Raw genomic sequence first — 19,563 nt, 5'->3', positions numbered from 1 at the left:
ATAATGACCACGATAATCAGGCTTAGCAGTAGGTTAATGTGAGCGTTCAAATTCATCACTTAATTCTTAAAATAGTTGTCGTAATATCTTACGAAATTGTTTGCGTCTCTAGTGGTAACACACAATTCCGTTAAATGACAAGCAAAAACTCATTCTTTTTTCACATTCTTTCAGCATCACAACAAGCTATATAACAATCTCTCGTGTGCAAATAAGGGCGCAGAAACAGAACGAACACTTTTTAAACAACCACGAAGGAATGAAATGGGACTCGCAATTATTCACAGCCGAGCCAGTGTTGGCGTGCAAGCACCGACAGTGACAGTTGAAGTACATATTAGCAATGGTATGCCCGGTTTTACGTTGGTCGGCTTGCCAGAAACGACGGTCAAAGAGTCTCGTGATCGCGTGCGCAGCGCTATCATTAATTCCCGCTTTGAGTTTCCCGCCAAGCGTATTACGGTCAATCTAGCCCCTGCGGATCTCCCCAAAGAGGGTGGTCGATTTGATTTACCGATCGCGTTGGGTATTTTGGCGGCCTCACAGCAGATAGCGCTAACGAAGTTAGATGGGTATGAGTTTATTGGTGAATTAGCCTTATCTGGTGAGTTGCGTCCTGTTAAAGGTGTATTACCCGCCGCTTTAGCTGCGAATCGAGCCAAGCGCTGTTTGGTGGTGCCTCATGGTAATGGTGATCAAGCCGCGTTAGTGGCAAAGGATCAGCATAAATCGGCGCAAACGCTGCTTGAGGTGTGTGCTGATTTGTGTGGCCAGCAAACCCTCTCTCTTTTTCAAACCGAACCTAAACCGTGCCAAGCGAAAAGTACTCGCGATCTGCAAGATATCATTGGTCAACAGCAAGGAAAGCGAGCGTTAGAAATCGCAGCCGCGGGCAACCATAACCTGCTTTTTCTCGGTCCACCCGGAACGGGTAAAACCATGCTTGCCTCTCGGTTGTGTGATTTATTACCAGAAATGAATGAGGATGAAGCGATGGAAACCGCGTCGGTTGCTTCTCTGACTCCACAAGACATTAACCAGCACAACTGGAAGCAAAGGCCATTTCGCTCGCCGCATCATTCCAGTTCAATGGCGGCGCTGGTCGGTGGCGGTTCTATTCCGAGGCCGGGGGAAATTTCTTTGGCACACAATGGGTTATTGTTTCTTGATGAAATGCCGGAATTTGAACGAAAAGTGCTCGACTCATTGCGTGAGCCATTAGAGTCAGGTGAAATTATTATTTCAAGAGCGCAAGGCAAAACGCGTTTTCCAGCTCGCTTTCAATTAGTGGGGGCGTTGAACCCCAGCCCAACCGGCTATTACGAAGGCACGCAAGCCAGAGCCAACCCGCAGAGTATTTTGCGCTATTTGGGACGCTTATCGGGGCCACTGCTTGATCGCTTTGACATGTCGATTGAAATCCCCTCGCTTCCCAAAGGAATGCTGGCAAATGGCGGCGAAAGAGGTGAAGCAACGGCTGTGGTTAAAGAAAGAGTGTTGATTGCTCGTGAACGGATGGTGATTCGTAATGGCAAGGTTAATGCTTTGTTGGGGAGCCGAGAAATTGAACAGTATTGCCCTTTAACTAAGGCTGACGCCGAATTTTTGGAAAATGCACTGCACCGCCTAGGGCTCTCCATCCGCGCGTATCATCGCATTATCAAAGTGGCGCGTACGATTGCTGATTTAGAAGGGGCCGAGCAGATTGCTAAGCCCCATCTAGCGGAAGCACTCGGCTATCGAGCGATGGACCGCTTGTTGAAACAACTGACCGCACAAGCGGTGTAATGAACTTAAAATTGGTAATTTAACCCTAGCGCTGTAAAGAGAGACGATTCGTCGTAAAACGAGAGGTTTGAGCTCGATTGGTTATAACCGGCTAAAGCGATTAATGACCAATCATCCCAATCCATAAATTGGCTGTATTCGTACGCGAAGAATAGGCTCAGTTCATCGTCATTACGCACAGTGTGATTAAACAGTGAATTTCCACCTTGATAGTCGCGCTTGGTATAACCAGCGGTCAGCGCCAGTTTATGGCGATTGATAAACGTGAAGTAGGAGAGATCGGCGGCGTAAGAGTGATGAGTATTGGCGTCGCCATCCGCTTGGTGGTTGATATAAGTGATGGAGGGCTGTAACAAACTGGTTGGGCTCAGAGTGTAACGGTACTGGCCTTTTAGGTAGTAACTTTTACCATCACGAGCCAGTTCAGGGCTTGGAAACTGATCGTTGTCGATCTCTTTGGTCGCGTAAGCGACATCGATAGTCCATGGGCTGCCTTGAATACTATTGAATGTTAATCGGTAGGCATTTCCTGACTCATCGGTTTCTTGGCGCTGACTGTTTAGTTGGTAAGGATTGGCCCAGGTTTTTCCAGACATCACGGTCGGCAAAAAAGCCACATCAACCACGGTACCTGTCTCCATCTCATATTGATACCCCAACTGAAGCGCTAAAGTGCCGACGGCAATATCATCACGTGAGGTGCCTAGATAAACCTGTTGTTGACGTTTGTCCCCGAAGGTGTAAGCAAGGTTACCCAAAGGCCCAACGGCAAAGTTTGACTGCCGGCTACTCTTTGTTTCGAGTGATGTAATACGCTCATCTCCACCCGTATCAAATGATGATTGGGAAGATGCAAAAATAGTATTAATGGCAATCTCACCACTTAAACCTGTTTCTGGAGCCAGTTCGGCAGATACATGAAAAGCCAGAGCGCTAACAAGCGTCATGGACAGGTATTTATTCATTAGGAGTTTCCATACTTTGATTCAATAGTGGTTAAGTATATGAATAAACTTGGATGACGACACGATAAAACTAATCTGACCGTTTTATGAATGAAGGGTGAGCCTTGTCTTAGGCATACACAGTTTTGTGCTGTGATGGCTTGTGTTTCAATATTGGTTATATGAGAAAGCGCTGCAAGGTTGAACTTAATTCAGTAAAAATGAGGAGCCGTTGTGCTCCTCATTTTGGAATGATTACTTGGTCAGTAGGTAATTGACCAGTTCGAAGTATTCATTGGTCGATTTAACACCTTGTCCCTGCACCAAATAATGATTGTTAACTACGACAGCAGGCACACCTGAAAGGCCGCTTTCTTGGAACTGTTTGTCAAAGCGGCGCACCATTGAATCGACGGCAAAACCATTAAAGGCGGCATCAAATTTTGCTGCATCAATACCTTCGTCTAGGAAGATTTGGCGTAGATCCGCATCATCTCTTGGTGGTTTACGCATCGTGTGGATGCGGTTAAACATCACGGGCACCATTTTGTCTTCAACTTTGAGGGCAAGCATGGTGGCGTAAGCTTTACTCATTGATTTACCCATAGAGCCACCCATAAAAGAAACATGGTTTTTCTGCAGAGTAACCCCTTGTGGGAGCTGCTTTTTCAGTTGGGCGATGATCGGCTCAAAGGTATTGCAGTGTGGGCAGTAAAAGGAGAAAAACTCCGTCACGGTTGGATTTTTAGAGGGTTCAAGATCAAGCACTTTATAATGCTCACCTTCTTTAAATTGGGCTGCATGAGCCGATAAGCTCAGCAGTAAGGTTGCAACCAGTGCAAAAAGCTTCTTCATTGTGTACTCCATTTATTGCTTCAAGGTGACTTACCATTGTGGCATTAGTGAGAGCGTAGGCTCGTCTAATGCTGCTATTTGTTCTTTAAACGCAAGCACTTGGCTTTCCCAATATTTAGGGTCATTAAACCAAGGGAAGGCGAGTGGAAAAGCAGGGTCCTGCCATCGTTTGGCCAACCATGCCATGTAATGCACCATTCGTAGACCGCGTAACGGTTCAATTAGTTTCAATTCGGCTGGATTAAAATCGTGAAACTCTTGATACGACTCTAAGATAATGTCCAACTGCATTCGCTTATCTTGCAATTCGCCATTGAGTAGCATCCACAAATCCTGTACTGCTGGTCCATTGCGAGCATCGTCTAAATCGACAAACATGGGCCCATCTCGCCACAAAATATTGCCTGGATGGCAATCACCATGCAAGCGGATGGCCGCGGATTTTGCTGGCCATTGCTGTTCAATTTTGTTGATCAATAACGATAAGTCACTGAAAAAGGTATTTTGCAAGTGCTGAGGTATGAAGGACGCATTTTCCAATAACTGTTTGGGTTGATAAAGATACTCATCTAAGCTGATGGTCGGGCGATGAACAAAAGTACGAGTGGCACTGATGTGATGAATGCGTCCAAGAAACCGGCCCACGCCTTCTAATTGGTCCATATTGTCCACTTCAAACTGCCGCCCACCCACACTGTTAAATAGCGCGAAATGATAGCCCTGATAGTGATGTAAGGTTGCACCGTTGATGAGTAATGGCTCAGCAATCGGAATTTCCGCCGCGTACAGCTCGCGTGTGAAATCGTGCTCCTCTTGAATTTGCTCAACACTCCAGCGCTGAGGTCGATAGAATTTCACCACATAGCGTTGGCGTTCTTCATCGATGAATTGATAAACGCGGTTTTCGTAACTGTTGAGTGCCAGAAATCCTGATTCAGCACGAATGCCGATGCTTTCTAAGGCATACCACATGGTATCAGGGGTGAGTGCATCAAAATGGAAAGAAGCTTTGGTCATGATTAAAAAGGGCCCATTACTGAGCCCTTTTCCATTCGTTACGAAGTTAGAGTTTATTAATAAACCGGCTCTCAACTTCTATCGTGAATTGGTTACTGTCCGTGAGTATAAACTGAATCGTCGCTATAGGAGAGCTGAGTTTGTCAGGAGCGACGCCAAGGCTGGTTGGTAGGTTCAATACCTCTCCTGGTTTGACTTGGATAGTTTGTTTACCATACCAAGAGACGTCCGATAGCCCTTTCACGTCAAGCTTATACTCTTGCGTTTGCTGAGTTTTGTTGATGACTTTCAAGGTGTAAGTGTTCTCAATTTCACCATTGCTGTTGGTTTTAAATAGCTGGTTTCTATCACGCAATACACTTAAACCGACCGGATCAACACTAGCTACTTGAGCGATGAATAAGCCAAACATCACCAGCAGTACCGTGCCATAACCGAGCAATTTAGGCCTGAGTATTTTGGTGTGGTGGCCGGAGAGGCGGTGTTCTGTGGTATAGCTAATGAGCCCTTTTTCATAGCCCATACGTTCCATCGTGGTATCGCACGCATCAATACAAGCACCGCAGTTAATGCATTCGTACTGCAAGCCATCACGAATATCTATGCCAGTCGGACACACTTGTACGCACAAATCACAATCAATGCAGTCACCTAAACCGAGTGCTTTGTGATCGGCTTTACGAGCGCGTGGCCCGCGAGTTTCACCGCGTTTGCTGTCATAGCCAACAATAAAGGTATCTTTGTCAAACATCGCAGACTGAAAGCGAGCATAAGGACACATATGGATGCAGACGATCGAACGCATCCAGCCTGCATTTCCGTAAGTACAAAGGGTGAAAAAGAGTACCCAGAAGACGGGCCAGAAACTTTCATCGAGTGTGAAAAAATTCACCACGAGTTCGCGTACTGGGACGAAATAGCCGACAAAAGTAAAACCAGTACCGAGTGCAATCGCCAGCCAAGCAATGTGTTTGATGGCTTTTCTTATAGCAAGATTAGCTGTGAGTTTTCCTGAGTCTTGCTTGCGGCGTTTATTGGCGGCGCCTTCGAGTTTTTCTTCAAACCAAATGTAGATAAATGTCCACACAGTTTGCGGGCACAGATAGCCACACCAGACACGGCCAAGAAAAGTGGTAATAAAAAACAGGCCGAATGCCGCAATCATAAACAACAGGGCCAGTAGAGTTAGGTCTTGTGGGTAAAGTGTGGTGCCGAAAAAGTTAAATTGCTGGTGGCCGATGTCGAGCAAAATCGCTTGGCGATCACCGTAAGAGATCCACGGTACTAAAGTAAAAAGCAGCAGTAAAAACCAGCCACCATAGCGGCGGAGTTGTTGATAAGTACCTTTACTTTCGCGCACATAAATACGGTTGCTGGGGTTAAAACGGTCACCGTTGCCTTTGTGAGTTTTGGGGTTGAATATTTTAGGAGTCACATCCTTTATATCGATTTTGTCCTGACTCATGAAATGATCCTTGTTGGGCTGTAAGGTGTGATTTCTTTTAGTTCACACTCTGCGACATTGCTGTTTTCTCTTTGGGTACAATACCAAGATGAGAAATTATCATTGTTCAATCTTTATTTATTAAGCGGCAAGTATAACGCCAATAACAATTTTATTTCTTTAACACTATCAACCTTTAACAATAAAGCCTCAACTCGTGAGGCTTATCGCTAATAATAAAAAAGCGACCTAATAAGGCCGCTATCTTGATCATTATCACAGGGGCTACATCATTTTATGATGCCACGCGCGCGTAAAATGGCTGTTTTAAAATCATCTTCCTGATCTTTCTTCAGGCCAGGAATCATTTCGTCTTTGGCGCTGTTGCGCATTTTTAGATGGTAGATCAATACATCATCTGTAAGCGCTTCTAATGGTCCTTTATAACCCGCTTCTTGAGCCAGTTTGGTGATGAATTGCATTAAGTTGAGCTGCTGATCTTTTTGCCATTCAGGCGCAAGTAGTTCAATTAGCTCTTCAATTCGATGACATTGCATTCTCTTTTCCCCAATTTTTATAAGTATTTTGAGTAAAGGTATCAAATTGCGGATTGAAGTCCAATTGAGCGCAAAGAAAAAGCGCAGGGTTTAGCTGCGCTTTTTAATTATGCTGCCTGAACAACATTAGTTGTGCTCGATGCAGTAAGGGCATTTTTTTCAACTAAAGTCATTGCTGGAGCGACTTTTTTTGCAGTCGGAGCAGCAGCAAAACCACTACGACGACGCATTGCACTACGGTTTGTGTGCGAAAACCTGACAGCTGTTGGGCGCATTCATTAACCTAACGGTCAGGCACATCCATTGCCAATCTAATGGCCTGAATCACCATGAGTTGAGCTTCATAATTGAAGGGTGGCTCTTCTGGCTCTCGCCAATCCAAATAATGATTCAGGAATAACGATATGCTTTCATATCGTAGTTAGATTAGCACCAAGTTTTGAATTGATCGATAGTTGAACGATTGTTGAGATGAATATTCTTGCAAATAAAGCTTAAAATTGTGTGAGATGCTTGGTTGAGTTTGTCATCTGATCGGTATTATATCGCGTTTTGTTAAATAGGAGGTACCTATGTCGTTTACAAAAACTCGCGATTTATCGCTCTCCTTGATACCCGTTCGTTACGAAACCTGCATTTAGGCTTACAACTGTAAGCTGAAGTGTGTAATACTAAGCCCACATTTTGTTGCTTTTGGTATGGTGTTTATGTCTGCTGTTGACAATGACGGCTATGGTGCTGGTGAAGAACGGGCGAATGCACTGAGTCATGGTTTGGGGCTATTGCTTAGTTTTGTTGGTTTAGTCTTGCTGCTGATCAAGGCAACAAGTGCGCAGGCCGATGCATTGACTTATATCAGCATGAGTCTCTATGGTGGCAGCATGATAGCGTTATTCCTTGCTTCAACGCTGTATCACTCCGTTGCGACACCGAAAGCCAAACGCTGGCTAAAAACGTTCGACCACTGTGCCATTTATCTACTGATTGCCGGAAGTTACACACCCTTTTTGTTGGTTAGCCTTCGCACTCCTTTGGCGATAGGTCTTATGGTGGTGATCTGGCTGCTGGCGCTGCTCGGTATCATCATGAAAATTGCCTTTGTCTATCGTTTTAAAAAGTTCTCACTAGTGACTTATTTGGCGATGGGGTGGTTATCCTTGGTTGTGATCTACCAACTGGCTCTCAATATCGAGGTCGGTGGTTTGGTGCTACTTGCTGTTGGTGGTTTGGTCTATTCGCTCGGGGTGATTTTTTATGTAGCGAAACGCATTCCCTATAACCATGCGATTTGGCATTTATTCGTGCTAGGTGGCAGTGCTTGTCACTTTTTTGCGGTTTACCTTTTTGTTCACCCAGTAAGTGCTTAACGCATTTCGACCCGCTCAATGTTGGCCGAAATTTGATAGCCTTGCTGGCGATCAACCTGAAGGGTAATCGGCTTTCCTTGCGCTTGAGTTTGTGGGCGTAAATAGCTATCAGCCATCCGTTTAATGGATTGCCAAATGGGTAACTGCTGAGTGAGCAGTGGTTGACCTTGCTCGTCATAAAGAGTGATGCTGAGCACTACCGCAATGACAGATTGCGAGCTTTGATTGGTGATGGCTGTTGGGATAACGAGTGTATCTCCTTGGTAGTAAGCCGCGCCGAGTACCACTTCCACTCCAGAATCTGACAGTTGTAAAATCGGTTTTTCACTCCCCATCTCAAAGGTGGTTGCTCGGGCTTTTTGAGCAATAGGGGCCGCGTGAATGACGGTTTCCGGCGACATTGATTGTGGTTCAACATATTGCCATGTGAAATCATCATTGAGTTTCACTTGGCGGCCATCTTCTAAGGTCAGAACTTGCGCGCAAGATGCTGCGCTTGCTGTCATGCTTAACAGCATCATTATCACAGGTATTGTCTTCATCTTAACGTCGCCAAAATGCAGGAAAAAACAGAACGATAATCGTCAAAATTTCTAAACGCCCCATCAACATCCCTAAGCTCAGAACCCACTTTGCTGCGTCAGGCAGTGGTGCGAAGTTGCCCGTTGGACCAATCACCGAGCCCATTCCGGGACCAACGTTGGCCACTGCTGTGATGGAACCTGAAATGCTGGTGACAGGGTCAAGGCCCATTGCACTGAGCGCGCCTGCGATAGCAATGACAGTGATGAAAAAGGTTAAACCAAAAGCGACGACTGAGCGGACAATATCATCATTAACCGGACGATGATTATAGCGCTGTACGAAGATGCCTGATGGATGGACCAACTTCATAATTTGTTTATTGAGCAGCGTCATCGCAATTTGGAAGCGGAACACTTTAATCCCACCAGAGGTTGAGCCGGAACAAGCTCCTGCTGCCATTAAGAAGATGAACAGCGTGCTTGGCAGTGCGCCCCAGGCGGTGAAATCTTCCAAACCAAAACCAGTAGTCGTGACCACTGAAACGATATTAAACATCGCCACTCGCAGAGCGTCCAACCAGTAGTAGCCTAGTTTGAGATTCAGCCACAACGCAATGATGAGACTGGCAATTAGGAAAAGATAAGCAAATCCGCGAACTTGTGCGTCTTTTATGATCACTTTGATATTTTGTTTTCGGGCCGCAGCGACAAACAGTAGAAAGGGCAAGCCCCCCAAAAACATAAACAGCGTTGCTACCCAATGTGCACCGTTTGAGAAGTGGTTCATCGAACCGTCGGAGGTGGAATATCCACCAGTCGACAAGGTGGTGAATGAGTGGTTGATCGCTTCAAAAAGCGTCATGCCAGTGAGGATGTAGCCAATCAAGCACAGTAAGGTCAGTACCAAATAGACCAGCACAATATTTTTCGCGACAGTTTTGGCGCGTGGGCTACTTTTATCGGACCAATCAGACGATTCGGTTTGGAACAATTTCATCCCACCCACATTGAGCATTGGTAATACCGCTACCGCCATTACGATAAACCCAACCCCACCAAGCCATTGCAGAATAGAACGCCACAACAAGATGCTGGGCGGCATATTATCAAGACCACTGAGCACGGTTGAACCTGTAGTGGTTAACCCTGACATGGTTTCAAAGTAGGCGTCGGTAAAGCTGATGTGGTTGATAAAGACGAAAGGGAGCGCCGCGAAAGCGCTGGCAACCGTCCACACTAAGCTGGTGATGAGAAACATATCGCGCACGCTGAGCTTAAAGTGCGCGGTACGCCCCAAGCTTAAGCAGATAAAGGCGACAATATGAGTGATGATGACCGCTTGAGCAAAATCAAGGAAGCCACCCGTACCGGTAAAAAAAGCGACCAGTGTCGGCACATACATAAATAGGGCGAGCTTAGATAGCACGAGTCCTATAACGAATGAAATGGGGCGTAAATTCAGCATGACGCCAATGACCTATAGGAAAAATGGGCTAGGTTGGAACAAGGCTTCCACATCGGGCACGTACTTTTTATCCACTAAGAACATCACCACGTGATCATCTTGCTCGATAATAGTGCGGTCATGGGCGATTAACACTTCTTCACCACGCACAATCGCGCCAATGGTTGTGCCCGGTGGCAGTTTAATATCACCCACTGCGCGTCCCACCACTTTAGAGGTGTTTTGGTCGCCATGTGCAATTGCTTCAATCGCCTCTGCCGCGCCACGTCGTAGCGAAGAGACGTTAACGATATCGGCACGACGTACGTGAGTCAGCAGTGCGGAAATGGTGGCTTGTTGGGGTGAAATCGCGACATCAATCACGCCGCCTTGTACGAGGTCGACATACGCGCCACGCTGGATAAGTACCATCACTTTTTTCGCGCCCATACGCTTGGCGAGCATGGCGGACATGATGTTGGTTTCATCTTCGTTGGTGAGTGCAATAAATACATCAACTTGGTCGATGTTCTCTTCGGCTAGCAGCTCTTGGTCCGCCGCATCACCACAAAATACTATGGTGTTTTCTAACTCTTCCGATAACTGCTCTGCACGTGGGTAATTACGCTCAATCAGTTTAACGCTGTAGCTGTGCTCTAAACGTTTGGCTAAGCTTGCCCCAATGTTACCCCCGCCAACAATCATGATACGACGATAGGTTTTTTCCAGCCGCTGTAGCTCACTCATGACCGAGCGAATATGATTACTGGCTGCCACGAAGAACACTTCATCGTCAGCTTCAATAATGGTGGTGCCTTGCGGGCGAATCGGCCGACCTTGGCGGAAAATGGCCGCGACGCGGGTATCAATGTGCGGCATGTGTTCACGTAGCGCTGAAAGAGCATTACCCACCAATGGCCCGCCGTAGTAGGCTTTCACGGCCACTAGACTTACTTTTTCTTCGGCAAAACTCACTACTTGCAGTGCGCCGGGGTATTGGATCAACCGTTCAATATAGCTCGTCACTAGCTCTTCAGGAGCGATGAGGTGATCCACCGGGATCGCGCCTGACTGAAACAAAGTCTCTTTTTCAAGCAGATATTCAGGAGAACGAATACGCGCAATTCGGTTGGGCGTATTAAACAAAGAGAACGCCACCTGGCATGCCGCCATGTTGGTTTCGTCGGTATTAGTGACCGCAACCAGCATGTCCGCGTCCTGTGCGCCCGCTTCACGCAGTACATCAGGGTGGCTGGCGTGGCCATGAATCACCCGCAAATCGTACTTGTCTTGCAGCTCGCGCAAGCGGTCACTATTTTTGTCGACAATGGTGATGTCATTGTTCTCGCCGACCAAGTTTTCGGCCAGTGTGCCACCGACCTGACCTGCACCAAGAATAATGATTTTCATACTCTGTTCTCTTTCTACCTGCCGAATATCGGCCACTGAAAAGGCAGCAATAATGCTGCCAATGTGCGTCGAATTTACGCTTGTTTGGTTAATACTGCGTAGTAAAAACCGTCCATATCTTCTTCTCCGGGGAGTATCTGACGCCCCGGCTGCTCACGATCGGAACCCACTAATTGAGCGTTATGAGTTCGTTCTAAGAAGGCTTTGACCTGCAAGCTGTTTTCTTGTGGAGTGATCGAGCAGGTTGCGTAAACCATAGTGCCACCGACTTTTAATTGCTTCCACATTGCGTCCAGTATTTCGCTTTGTAATTGAGCCAATGCCTCAATATCGCTACCACGACGTAGCCATTTGATGTCTGGATGACGGCGAATAACCCCAGTGGCAGAGCAAGGTGCATCTAATAAAATTCGGTCAAACTGTTCGCCATGCCACCACTCTTCAGGGTAACGAGCATCACCGCAGATCACATCAGCGCGAAGTTGCAGGCGTTCTAAGTTGTCATAGACGCGCTCAAGGCGGGTTGCATCGCTGTCAATCGCAACCACTTCAGTATCGTGTGTGTGCTCCAGGATGTGCGCGGTTTTACCCCCTGGGGCGGCGCAGCAATCTAAAATCAGCTCGCCTGCTTTAGGTTGAAGGTAGTCAATCGCTAGCTGCGCAGCGGCATCTTGCACCGATACCCAACCACGATCAAAACCGGGTAAAAGCGTTACATCGCAAGGTACAGCGAGTTTTATTGCCTCGGCGGCGTGAGAGTGCACGCTGCACTCGATATTTTCGCTAGCTAGTAGTGCAAGATATTCATCACGAGTGTGGTGCTGACGGTTGACGCGCAACCACATTGGCGCTTTTTGATTGTTCGCTTGCACAACCGTTTCCCACTGTTCTGGGTACGCTTGTTGTAACAGTTTAAGTAGCCAACTTGGGTGGCCATATTTGCCTGCGTTGTGGCTAACGGCGATAGCGTCCAGTGCTTCTTGATCGCGCAAGTAGCTGCGCAATACGGCGTTGATTAGCCCACCTAAATTTTCACCGCGCAATGTTTTGGTGCCTTCAACCGTCTCGGCTACTGCGGCGTGAGCGGGAATGCGCATAAAGCTCAATTGGTAGATACCAACTAAAATAAGATGGTGAAAAACCCGCTTTTTCCCTTTCAGTGGGTTGTCCATTAGCTCATTGGCAATTGATTCCAAACGAGGCAAATAACGCAAAGCCCCGTAGCAGATCTCTTGCAACAGAGCATGGTCTCTTGGGCGGATAGTTTTTTGCGCCGCAGGAAGTGCGTGAGAAAGTGAGTGGCCTTTATCAACCACTTGAAACAACACGTTAGCCGCAGCTGCGCGAACATTCATAGAAGTACCGACTTTAAATAAATGAAAATCAATGAGGGCATCTCTGCCCTCGTTAAGGTTTAGCTAAGTTGTGTGCCGACTTCAAACCAGCTTGCGCGCGAATTGAGAATGTCTTGCACTGACATCGCTTTTTTGCCCGGCACCTGCAACTGCTCAAGCACCAGTAAGCCGTTGCCGGTTGCCACATAAATACCCGATTTATCGGCTTGAACAATCGTGCCTGCAGGGTGGTCGCTGGTTTGTGCTTCAACGCGACTTTGCCACACTTTAATGCTGTTCTCAGCCACATCAAAATGGCTCATTGGCCATGGATTGAAAGCGCGCACGCAGCGTTCAATAAAAGCAGCATCCGCTGACCAATCGATTTTGGCTTCTTCTTTGCTAAGTTTTTGTGCGTAGTTGGCCAATGTATCATCTTGTTGAGTGGCAATCGCTTTGCCACTGGCGATATCGGCGATGCATTCTACCAACGCTTGTGGGCCTAACTCGGCCAGTTTGTCATACATAGAAGCGCTGGTGTCTGTTGCCTCAATCGGCAGCTTAGCAATTTTGAGCATATCGCCCGTATCTAGGCCGACATCCATTTGCATGATGGTTACACCCGTTTCACTGTCTCCCGCCCAGATCGAGCGTTGGATCGGTGCGGCACCACGCCACCGTGGCAGAATGGAACCGTGTACGTTAATACAGCCAAGCCTTGGCATATCAAGTACGGCCTTCGGTAGCAGTAATCCGTAGGCGACCACTACCATTAAATCTGCGTTGAGATCGGCGAGCGCTTGCTTGGCTTCGTCGCTCTTAAAGTTCTCTGGTTGATACACAGCAATATTGTGCTCAACGGCCATCTGTTTCACTGGACTGGCGGTCAGTTTTTTACCGCGTCCTGCCGGGCTATCTGGTTTAGTGTACACCGCGATAACCTCATGCTCCGAAGACAACAACGCCGCCAAATGACGGGCGGCGAAGTCCGGAGTACCTGCAAACACAATGCGTAATGATTGGCTCAAGGTAACCTCACTTAAGTTAGTTTTTTTCGTTATAGCGTTTGATTTTCTCTAGCTTATCTCTAATACGCTTACGCTTTAATGGCGAAAGGTAATCCACAAACAATTTGCCTTGTAAGTGATCAAGCTCGTGTTGAACACAAATGGCTAAAAGGTCATCCGCTTCAAATGAGAATTCGTTGCCATCACGATCTAACGCTTTGACTGTGACTTCTGCTGCGCGAGGAACAAGGGCGCGTGAGCCCGGGACCGACAGACAGCCTTCTTCAATGCCATCTTCACCGCGTTTCTCTAAGATTTCAGGGTTAATCAGAACCATTGGCTGGTCGCGACTCTCTGAAATATCGATCACAACGATGCGTTGGTGAATATCGACTTGCGTTGCGGCAAGGCCGATACCGTCCTCGTCGTACATAGTCTCAATCATGTCATCGACGATTTTTTGGATCTCAGGTGTCACTTTCTCTACCGGTTTTGCCACGGTACGAAGACGATCATCTGGGAATGTTAATACTTGTAATACAGACATATACACTCGAAATATTGAACTGTGCCGAAACAGCTTAAAGCTTGTTGGCTCAATTCTAGACATTTTATGACCCAAATGACAGCATCCAAATGTTAATAATCTGATTCATCCTTACTTATTTCGGCCAAGGAACAGAGGTCATGTCACGATTTATTCGTTATTTAGTGTGTGTTTTTTTACCGTTGTCATTGGTCGTTAATGCGTTGGCGGCGGAGGATATGGCGCTCACCGTCAAAGCAAATGCCCCGCAGACATACACGGTCGTCAAAGGAGATACCTTGTGGGATATTTCTGCGCTCTATCTTGATAACCCGTGGTTGTGGCCACGTTTATGGCAAATTAACCCAGAGATCGATAACCCGCATTTGATTTATCCCGGCGATAAGCTGACCTTAGTCTGGCGTAACGGACAGCCGGTGTTGAGTTTAAAACCTATGGTCAAGTTGAGTCCGAAAGTGCGTGTGCTTGAGAAAAAAGCGGTTCCGACGGTGCAAGAGGGATTAGTGTTGCCGTATCTGCATACGGATCGCTTACTGGATAAGCAAACATTACAAGAAAGCCAGCGTGTGCTCGGTGCCAGCGACGGTAAACAATACCTGACGGCGCAAGATACGCTCTACATAAGCGGGCAACAGACTCACCCCAAATGGGGTATTTATCGTGAAATCGCTGAGTTTTCTCGTCGTGATGCCGCCGCGAAAAATAAAACCATGGTTGCTTTGCGTTTGATTGCTACTGGTGAATTGGTCTCCGCTGATGAGGCTTTTAGCGGGCTAACCATCACCGCACAGCAACAAGAGATAAGAGTCAATGATATTGCCCTGCCTGAAGTGGGCGTCGAAACCTTAACGCTTTCAACTACTTTTTTCCCATCGCCATCGCGACTACAAGCTGAAACGCATATCCTAGGATCGTTGGAGGGTAGTGAGTATTCGGCGCAGAATCAGGTAGTTGTGATCGATAAAGGCCTTGCAGATCAACTGCGTCAAGGGACGATGTTTGATTTGATTCAAGCCGGTTCTAAAGTGTCTGGAAAAAAAGGACAGCACCAACAGAACCTTGATGAAACCCTGCAATTACCAAGCAGCTTGGTGGGCAGTTTGATGGTCATTCGACCTTATGAATATTTTAGCTTGGCTTTGATTACCGATAGCCTCGTGCCGATTGGTAAAAGTGTAATCGCGGTTTCACCGCTCAAACCAGAGCTAACAATCGAGCTAAATGAACAAGCCGATACGGATTCGATGGTTAAGGATGATACTGCAAGCTGATGGAGCAGAACGAATTAGCGGCGTGGCTAGCATTCAGCTTTGTGCCAAAATTGGGTGGCAAGAAACTTTCTCGTCTTGCTAGCGTCGCTTCTCTTGCTCATTTAATTGACTATTCCGAGCGGGAGTTAGCCGCGTTGGGTCTAGTTCAAGATCAAATCCGTTATCTGCGCGAGACGGCCCCTCAAGAAGTTGAAGAATGTTTAAGTTGGCAGCAAGCTAATGAGTCTCATCACATCCTTACTCCATTTTGCGATGGTTACCCTTCGTTACTAAAAGAAATTGCTACCGCACCTCCGGTTTTATTTGTCAAAGGACGAATAACAGCACTCTCTGATCCGCAAATGGCGATCGTCGGCAGTCGTAATGCGAGCCCTGATGGCCAACGAGTTGCTCATCAGTTTGCGCGAGAATTTGTGCAACAGGGCTTACTTGTCACCAGTGGTTTGGCATTAGGTATTGATGGACATGCTCATGACGGTGCGTTGCAAGCGGGTGGTGAGACGATAGCCGTGCTCGGTTCGGGCCTTGAATCTATTTACCCAGCGCGACATAAAAAATTAGCACAACGGGTGATGGAAAGCGGAGCATTAGTCTCGGAATTTCGTCCCAAAGCCAAACCAAGGCCGGATAACTTTCCGCGGCGAAATCGTATTATCAGCGGGTTAGCGGTTGGTGTTTTAGTGGTGGAAGCGGCGGAGAAAAGTGGCTCGTTGATCACGGCGCGCTATGCGGCTGAGCAAGGGCGAGATGTGTTTGTTATTCCGGGCTCCATTGCTAACCCAAATTGCCACGGTAGTAATCAACTTATTCGTTGTGGGGCGTGCTTGGTGCAAAACAGTGAACAAGTATTATCTGAAATCGGCACCTTAGTAGACTGGTCATTGCGCCAAAAGCAGCCTCAACCTGATTTATTTTCTGTACAGAGCGATCAGCAATTGCCATTTGCTGAACTGTTAGCTAACGTAGGAGTAGAGGCTACGCCTGTTGATATTCTTGCGAGCAGGACCCATATACCTGTCCATGAAGTCATGATGCAGCTTTTAGAACTTGAGCTTTCAGGTCATGTTGTTGCCGTTTCTGGCGGCTATATTCGTAAGGGGAAGGGTTAGCTATGATGATGGATATATTGATGTATCTATTTGAAACCTACGTCCATAGCGATGTAGATTTGCAAGTCGATCAAGATGAGCTTGAAGATGAATTGCTTCGAGCCGGTTTTCACCAGAAAGATATCTATAAGGCCCTGAATTGGTTAGAAGAGCTTGCGGCATTGCAACAAACCGATGCTCATTCAGCGATGGCAACCAGTGCTGCGACTTCGATGCGGATGTACACAGCACAAGAGATGGACAGGCTGGATCTTGAAAGCCGAGGTTTTTTATTGTTCCTTGAACAAGTGAAAGTATTAACTCCTGAAATTCGTGAAATGGTGATTGATCGAGTGATGGGTTTAGAAACCAATGAATTTGAATTGGATGACTTAAAGTGGATCATTTTGATGGTGCTATTTAATGTACCGGGAAATGAAAATGCTTACACGCTTATGGAAGAGCTGCTATACACCAAAGATCAAGGTATTTTGCATTGATTGCAGCCGTTCGTTTAGTTGAGCATTATGAGTCGTAAAACCGAGTCCCCCCTTTTTTCTGCGCATGGACAAGCGCTGCAGCATGAGCCTTGTCCGCAATGTGGTGGCCAATTACAGCTTCGTCGGGGTAAGCATGGGCTGTTTTTAGGCTGTAACCATTATCCCAATTGTGACTATATTAAGCCGCTGCAGCAAAATGATGGTCATATCGTTAAGGAGTTGGGTGTGCCATGCCCAGAGTGTGGCCATGAATTAGTGTTACGCCAAGGTCGTTATGGCATGTTTATCGGGTGTAGTCATTATCCGCATTGCCACCATATCCAAGATACAGATTCCCCTGCAGACAATGTTCCTCAGTCAAAACAGCTTTGTCCTGAATGTTTGAAAGGCCATTTAGTGGAGCGAAAAACGCGCCATGGTAAAACTTTTCATGCTTGCGATAATTACCCTAAATGCAAGTTTGCCGTTAATCAGCAACCTGTTGCCGGTAAATGCGAAAAATGTGGGTTTGGATTATTGATAGAGAAAAAACTCGCCAGTGGTATCAAGCTGCAATGTGCTGATCGAAAATGTGGTCATATTCAATCCGCCACAGAGCAAAGCGACCGCATATGAAAATGGCACATTGAACGTGCCATTTTTTATCCATATTTATCGTCAATTAGGTTTATTTTAGATCGTCGGCTTGAGCGCTTGAACAAAATGGTGCAAGGCTGGATACGTTGTCGCATCAAGCACTTCAGCCAAGCAACAGAGCGTTCGTTGCAACTGCGCGTTGTAATCTGCACTGACATTAATATGGCCCATTTTGCGCCCAGCACGTTTCTCTTTGCCATACCAATGAATGTGGCAGCCTTCAATCGCCATCACGGCTTCTGGTAAATTGTCCTCACCCAAAATATTAATCATCGCGGTTGGGCGAAGTAACTTCGTGCTGCCTAAAGGTAAGCCACATACTGCGCGAAGGTGATTCTCAAATTGACAGGTTTCTGCGCCTTGCTGTGTCCAGTGACCAGAGTTATGGACTCGTGGTGCAATTTCATTCACCAACAATGTTCCCTGCACATCAAAAAACTCGAGCGCTAGCACACCGACATAATTGAGACGAGCGGCAACCGAGGTAAACATCGACAGTGCTTGCTCTTGCAAGGCTGGGTCATCTATCGCCGTTGATAAACTTAGTACACCGTTGATGTGCACATTTTCTGCCAGCGGGTAAACCGCGATGCTGCCATCTTTGGCACGCGCGCCGACTAACGAGACTTCACGATCAAAGGGGACAAACTGCTCTGCCACTATCGCTTGAGTCGGAGTGGCTTGGATACAGGCTTCCATTTCTGGCCAAATGAGCTCTGCTTGTGAAGCTTCTTTTAAACGCCATTGACCCTTTCCGTCATAGCCACCCAGTGCACTTTTTAGAACTATAGGTAGGCCGATGTTGGTTATCGCGGCATCTAAATCTTCACGAGTATTAATCACAAAGTATTGGGCATTTTTTGCGTTGGCTTCATCGAGTAGCGCTTTTTCAAGACGGCGATCGCCTCCGGCTTTAATGGCTTCGACGCTAGGAAGAAACTTACCACTTTGCTCACAAACAGTGAGGATTTCATGGGGAATATGCTCAAATTCAGCGGTAATGACATCCGCTTGTTTGATCGCATTGTCTAAACCATGACCAGTGATGTGTAATGTCAAAGGATGGACGATGTTACCGCTGCCCACATCAAAAGCGGAGATTTGAATGTTCAGCGGAGCGCCAGCCAGAGCCATCATGCGTGCCAGTTGCCCAGCGCCCAAGACTAAAACGTGCATAGTATCAATCCTCTGCAGGGTTAGGGTGGCTCAACACCGCTTCAGTTTGTGCTAAACGAAATGCTTCCACTTTTGCCATGACGGCCTCATCACTGGTGCCGATGATTTGCGCGGCAAGCAGCCCAGCATTGGCCGCGCCTGCTTCTCCAATAGCTAAGGTGCCCACCGCAATCCCTTTTGGCATTTGCACAATCGAGAGTAAAGAGTCCATCCCTTTGAGTGCCTTTGACTGAACGGGAACGCCAAGTACCGGCAAGCTAGTAAACGCTGCCGTCATGCCCGGCAGGTGTGCGGCTCCGCCTGCGCCAGCTATGATGACTTTAAGGCCGCGTTCTCTTGCGCTGGTGGCGTAATCGGCAAGAAGTTGAGGTGTGCGGTGAGCAGAGACAACTTTGGTTTCGTATGCCACACCAAATTGATCCAACATGTCAGCAGCTAGCTTCATTGTGGGCCAATCGGATTTTGAACCCATGATAATTCCGACTTTCATCTCAAACTCCTTAATACTTCTAAAAATGGGGTGAGCGGGATAATTTGCGCGCATTATACGAGTATTTTTTCCTTAGGAAAACGTTTGCGTCAGCTTAATTGTGCAATTGATACATTTTATAAACAAATAGCTTTAGCCAGTTTTCAACGAAGTTTGTACACTTA

Annotated in this window: 19 protein-coding genes; 6 read left to right on the top strand and 13 right to left on the bottom strand. The window is 46.9% G+C overall.

All coding sequences use genetic code 11. The annotated features are described in order from the left end of the window. The first annotated feature begins 264 nt into the window (after nt 1-264). Nucleotides 265-1,788, top strand: a complete 1,524-nt coding sequence (locus AACT21_RS12365) for a YifB family Mg chelatase-like AAA ATPase (RefSeq protein ID WP_094123863.1) — start codon at nt 265-267, stop codon at nt 1,786-1,788. Nucleotides 1,789-1,793: 5 nt separating this feature from the next. On the opposite strand, the gene AACT21_RS12360 is transcribed toward AACT21_RS12365, so the two are convergent. The 5 genes from AACT21_RS12360 to AACT21_RS12340 form a co-directional block, all read right to left on the bottom strand. Continuing rightward, entirely contained in the window at nt 1,794-2,753 is a 960-nt protein-coding gene (locus AACT21_RS12360) for a DUF2860 domain-containing protein (RefSeq protein WP_094164264.1), read from the bottom strand. A gap of 234 nt (nt 2,754-2,987) precedes the next feature. Further along, complete coding sequence (locus AACT21_RS12355; protein ID WP_026028316.1) at nt 2,988-3,587, bottom strand: thiol:disulfide interchange protein DsbA/DsbL; 600 nt, start codon at nt 3,585-3,587, stop codon at nt 2,988-2,990. A gap of 30 nt (nt 3,588-3,617) precedes the next feature. Next, on the bottom strand, nt 3,618-4,604 hold the full coding sequence (locus tag AACT21_RS12350) for a serine/threonine protein kinase (RefSeq protein WP_026028515.1): 987 nt from the start codon (nt 4,602-4,604) through the stop codon (nt 3,618-3,620). Nucleotides 4,605-4,650: 46 nt separating this feature from the next. Beyond that, nucleotides 4,651-6,069: a cytochrome c oxidase accessory protein CcoG gene (gene ccoG, locus AACT21_RS12345; protein ID WP_017046352.1), complete on the bottom strand. Its 1,419-nt coding sequence runs from the start codon at nt 6,067-6,069 to the stop codon at nt 4,651-4,653. A 269-nt stretch (nt 6,070-6,338) separates the two neighbouring features. Beyond that, complete coding sequence (locus tag AACT21_RS12340) at nt 6,339-6,605, bottom strand: YihD family protein (RefSeq protein WP_029189868.1); 267 nt, start codon at nt 6,603-6,605, stop codon at nt 6,339-6,341. 707 nt (nt 6,606-7,312) lie between these two features. Between AACT21_RS12340 and trhA the strand changes: the two genes are divergently transcribed. Then, a complete protein-coding gene (gene trhA, locus AACT21_RS12335) occupies nt 7,313-7,972 on the top strand; it encodes a PAQR family membrane homeostasis protein TrhA (RefSeq protein ID WP_088720688.1) in 660 nt (219 codons plus the stop codon). On the opposite strand, the gene AACT21_RS12330 is transcribed toward trhA, so the two are convergent. The 6 genes from AACT21_RS12330 to def all read right to left on the bottom strand — a co-directional run bounded on the left by AACT21_RS12330 (nt 7,969) and on the right by def (nt 14,238). Then, nucleotides 7,969-8,514 carry a DUF3157 family protein gene (locus AACT21_RS12330; protein ID WP_094164263.1) on the bottom strand — a complete coding sequence of 182 codons (546 nt, stop codon included), beginning with the start codon at nt 8,512-8,514 and terminating at the stop codon, nt 7,969-7,971. The two genes, trhA and AACT21_RS12330, sit on opposite strands and share 4 nt — an antisense overlap. 1 nt (nt 8,515) lies before the next feature. After that, the gene (locus AACT21_RS12325; protein WP_017043680.1) at nt 8,516-9,961 is read right to left on the bottom strand and encodes a TrkH family potassium uptake protein; all 1,446 of its coding nucleotides are present in this window, start codon (nt 9,959-9,961) and stop codon (nt 8,516-8,518) included. Nucleotides 9,962-9,973: 12 nt separating this feature from the next. Beyond that, complete coding sequence (trkA, locus tag AACT21_RS12320) at nt 9,974-11,350, bottom strand: Trk system potassium transporter TrkA (protein WP_026027554.1); 1,377 nt, start codon at nt 11,348-11,350, stop codon at nt 9,974-9,976. 74 nt (nt 11,351-11,424) lie between these two features. Continuing rightward, a complete protein-coding gene (gene rsmB, locus AACT21_RS12315) occupies nt 11,425-12,705 on the bottom strand; it encodes a 16S rRNA (cytosine(967)-C(5))-methyltransferase RsmB (protein WP_094164262.1) in 1,281 nt (426 codons plus the stop codon). Nucleotides 12,706-12,764: 59 nt separating this feature from the next. Then, nucleotides 12,765-13,712 carry a methionyl-tRNA formyltransferase gene (gene fmt, locus AACT21_RS12310; RefSeq protein ID WP_088720691.1) on the bottom strand — a complete coding sequence of 316 codons (948 nt, stop codon included), beginning with the start codon at nt 13,710-13,712 and terminating at the stop codon, nt 12,765-12,767. A gap of 16 nt (nt 13,713-13,728) precedes the next feature. After that, a complete protein-coding gene (gene def, locus AACT21_RS12305; protein WP_038148727.1) occupies nt 13,729-14,238 on the bottom strand; it encodes a peptide deformylase in 510 nt (169 codons plus the stop codon). A gap of 140 nt (nt 14,239-14,378) precedes the next feature. Between def and AACT21_RS12300 the strand changes: the two genes are divergently transcribed. Genes AACT21_RS12300 through AACT21_RS12285 form a run of 4 tightly spaced genes read left to right on the top strand, consistent with a single transcriptional unit; the run spans nt 14,379 to nt 17,712 of the window. Then, nucleotides 14,379-15,509 (top strand): LysM peptidoglycan-binding domain-containing protein, encoded by a 1,131-nt coding sequence (locus AACT21_RS12300; protein WP_094164261.1) that lies wholly within the window; start codon nt 14,379-14,381, stop codon nt 15,507-15,509. Next, complete coding sequence (gene dprA, locus AACT21_RS12295; RefSeq protein WP_017048702.1) at nt 15,509-16,618, top strand: DNA-processing protein DprA; 1,110 nt, start codon at nt 15,509-15,511, stop codon at nt 16,616-16,618. The genes AACT21_RS12300 and dprA overlap by 1 nt, the downstream gene beginning before the upstream one ends. 2 nt (nt 16,619-16,620) lie before the next feature. Beyond that, nucleotides 16,621-17,097, top strand: a complete 477-nt coding sequence (locus AACT21_RS12290; RefSeq protein ID WP_013855530.1) for a DUF494 family protein — start codon at nt 16,621-16,623, stop codon at nt 17,095-17,097. A 27-nt stretch (nt 17,098-17,124) separates the two neighbouring features. Then, complete coding sequence (locus tag AACT21_RS12285; protein ID WP_176430218.1) at nt 17,125-17,712, top strand: DNA topoisomerase family protein; 588 nt, start codon at nt 17,125-17,127, stop codon at nt 17,710-17,712. A 57-nt stretch (nt 17,713-17,769) separates the two neighbouring features. Here AACT21_RS12285 and AACT21_RS12280 read toward each other — a convergent pair whose 3' ends face one another. Together AACT21_RS12280 and purE are read right to left on the bottom strand one after the other, a co-directional pair. After that, the gene (locus AACT21_RS12280) at nt 17,770-18,909 is read right to left on the bottom strand and encodes a 5-(carboxyamino)imidazole ribonucleotide synthase (RefSeq protein ID WP_088731356.1); all 1,140 of its coding nucleotides are present in this window, start codon (nt 18,907-18,909) and stop codon (nt 17,770-17,772) included. 4 nt (nt 18,910-18,913) lie between these two features. Further along, a complete protein-coding gene (purE, locus tag AACT21_RS12275) occupies nt 18,914-19,399 on the bottom strand; it encodes a 5-(carboxyamino)imidazole ribonucleotide mutase (RefSeq protein WP_010319910.1) in 486 nt (161 codons plus the stop codon). Between the last annotated feature and the right edge of the window lie 164 nt (nt 19,400-19,563).

The organism is Vibrio sp. V08_P9A1T1, assembly GCF_963874405.1.
GTDB classification, from domain to species: Bacteria; Pseudomonadota; Gammaproteobacteria; order Enterobacterales; family Vibrionaceae; genus Vibrio; species Vibrio anguillarum.
This window is presented reverse-complemented; position numbering and strand designations above follow the sequence as displayed.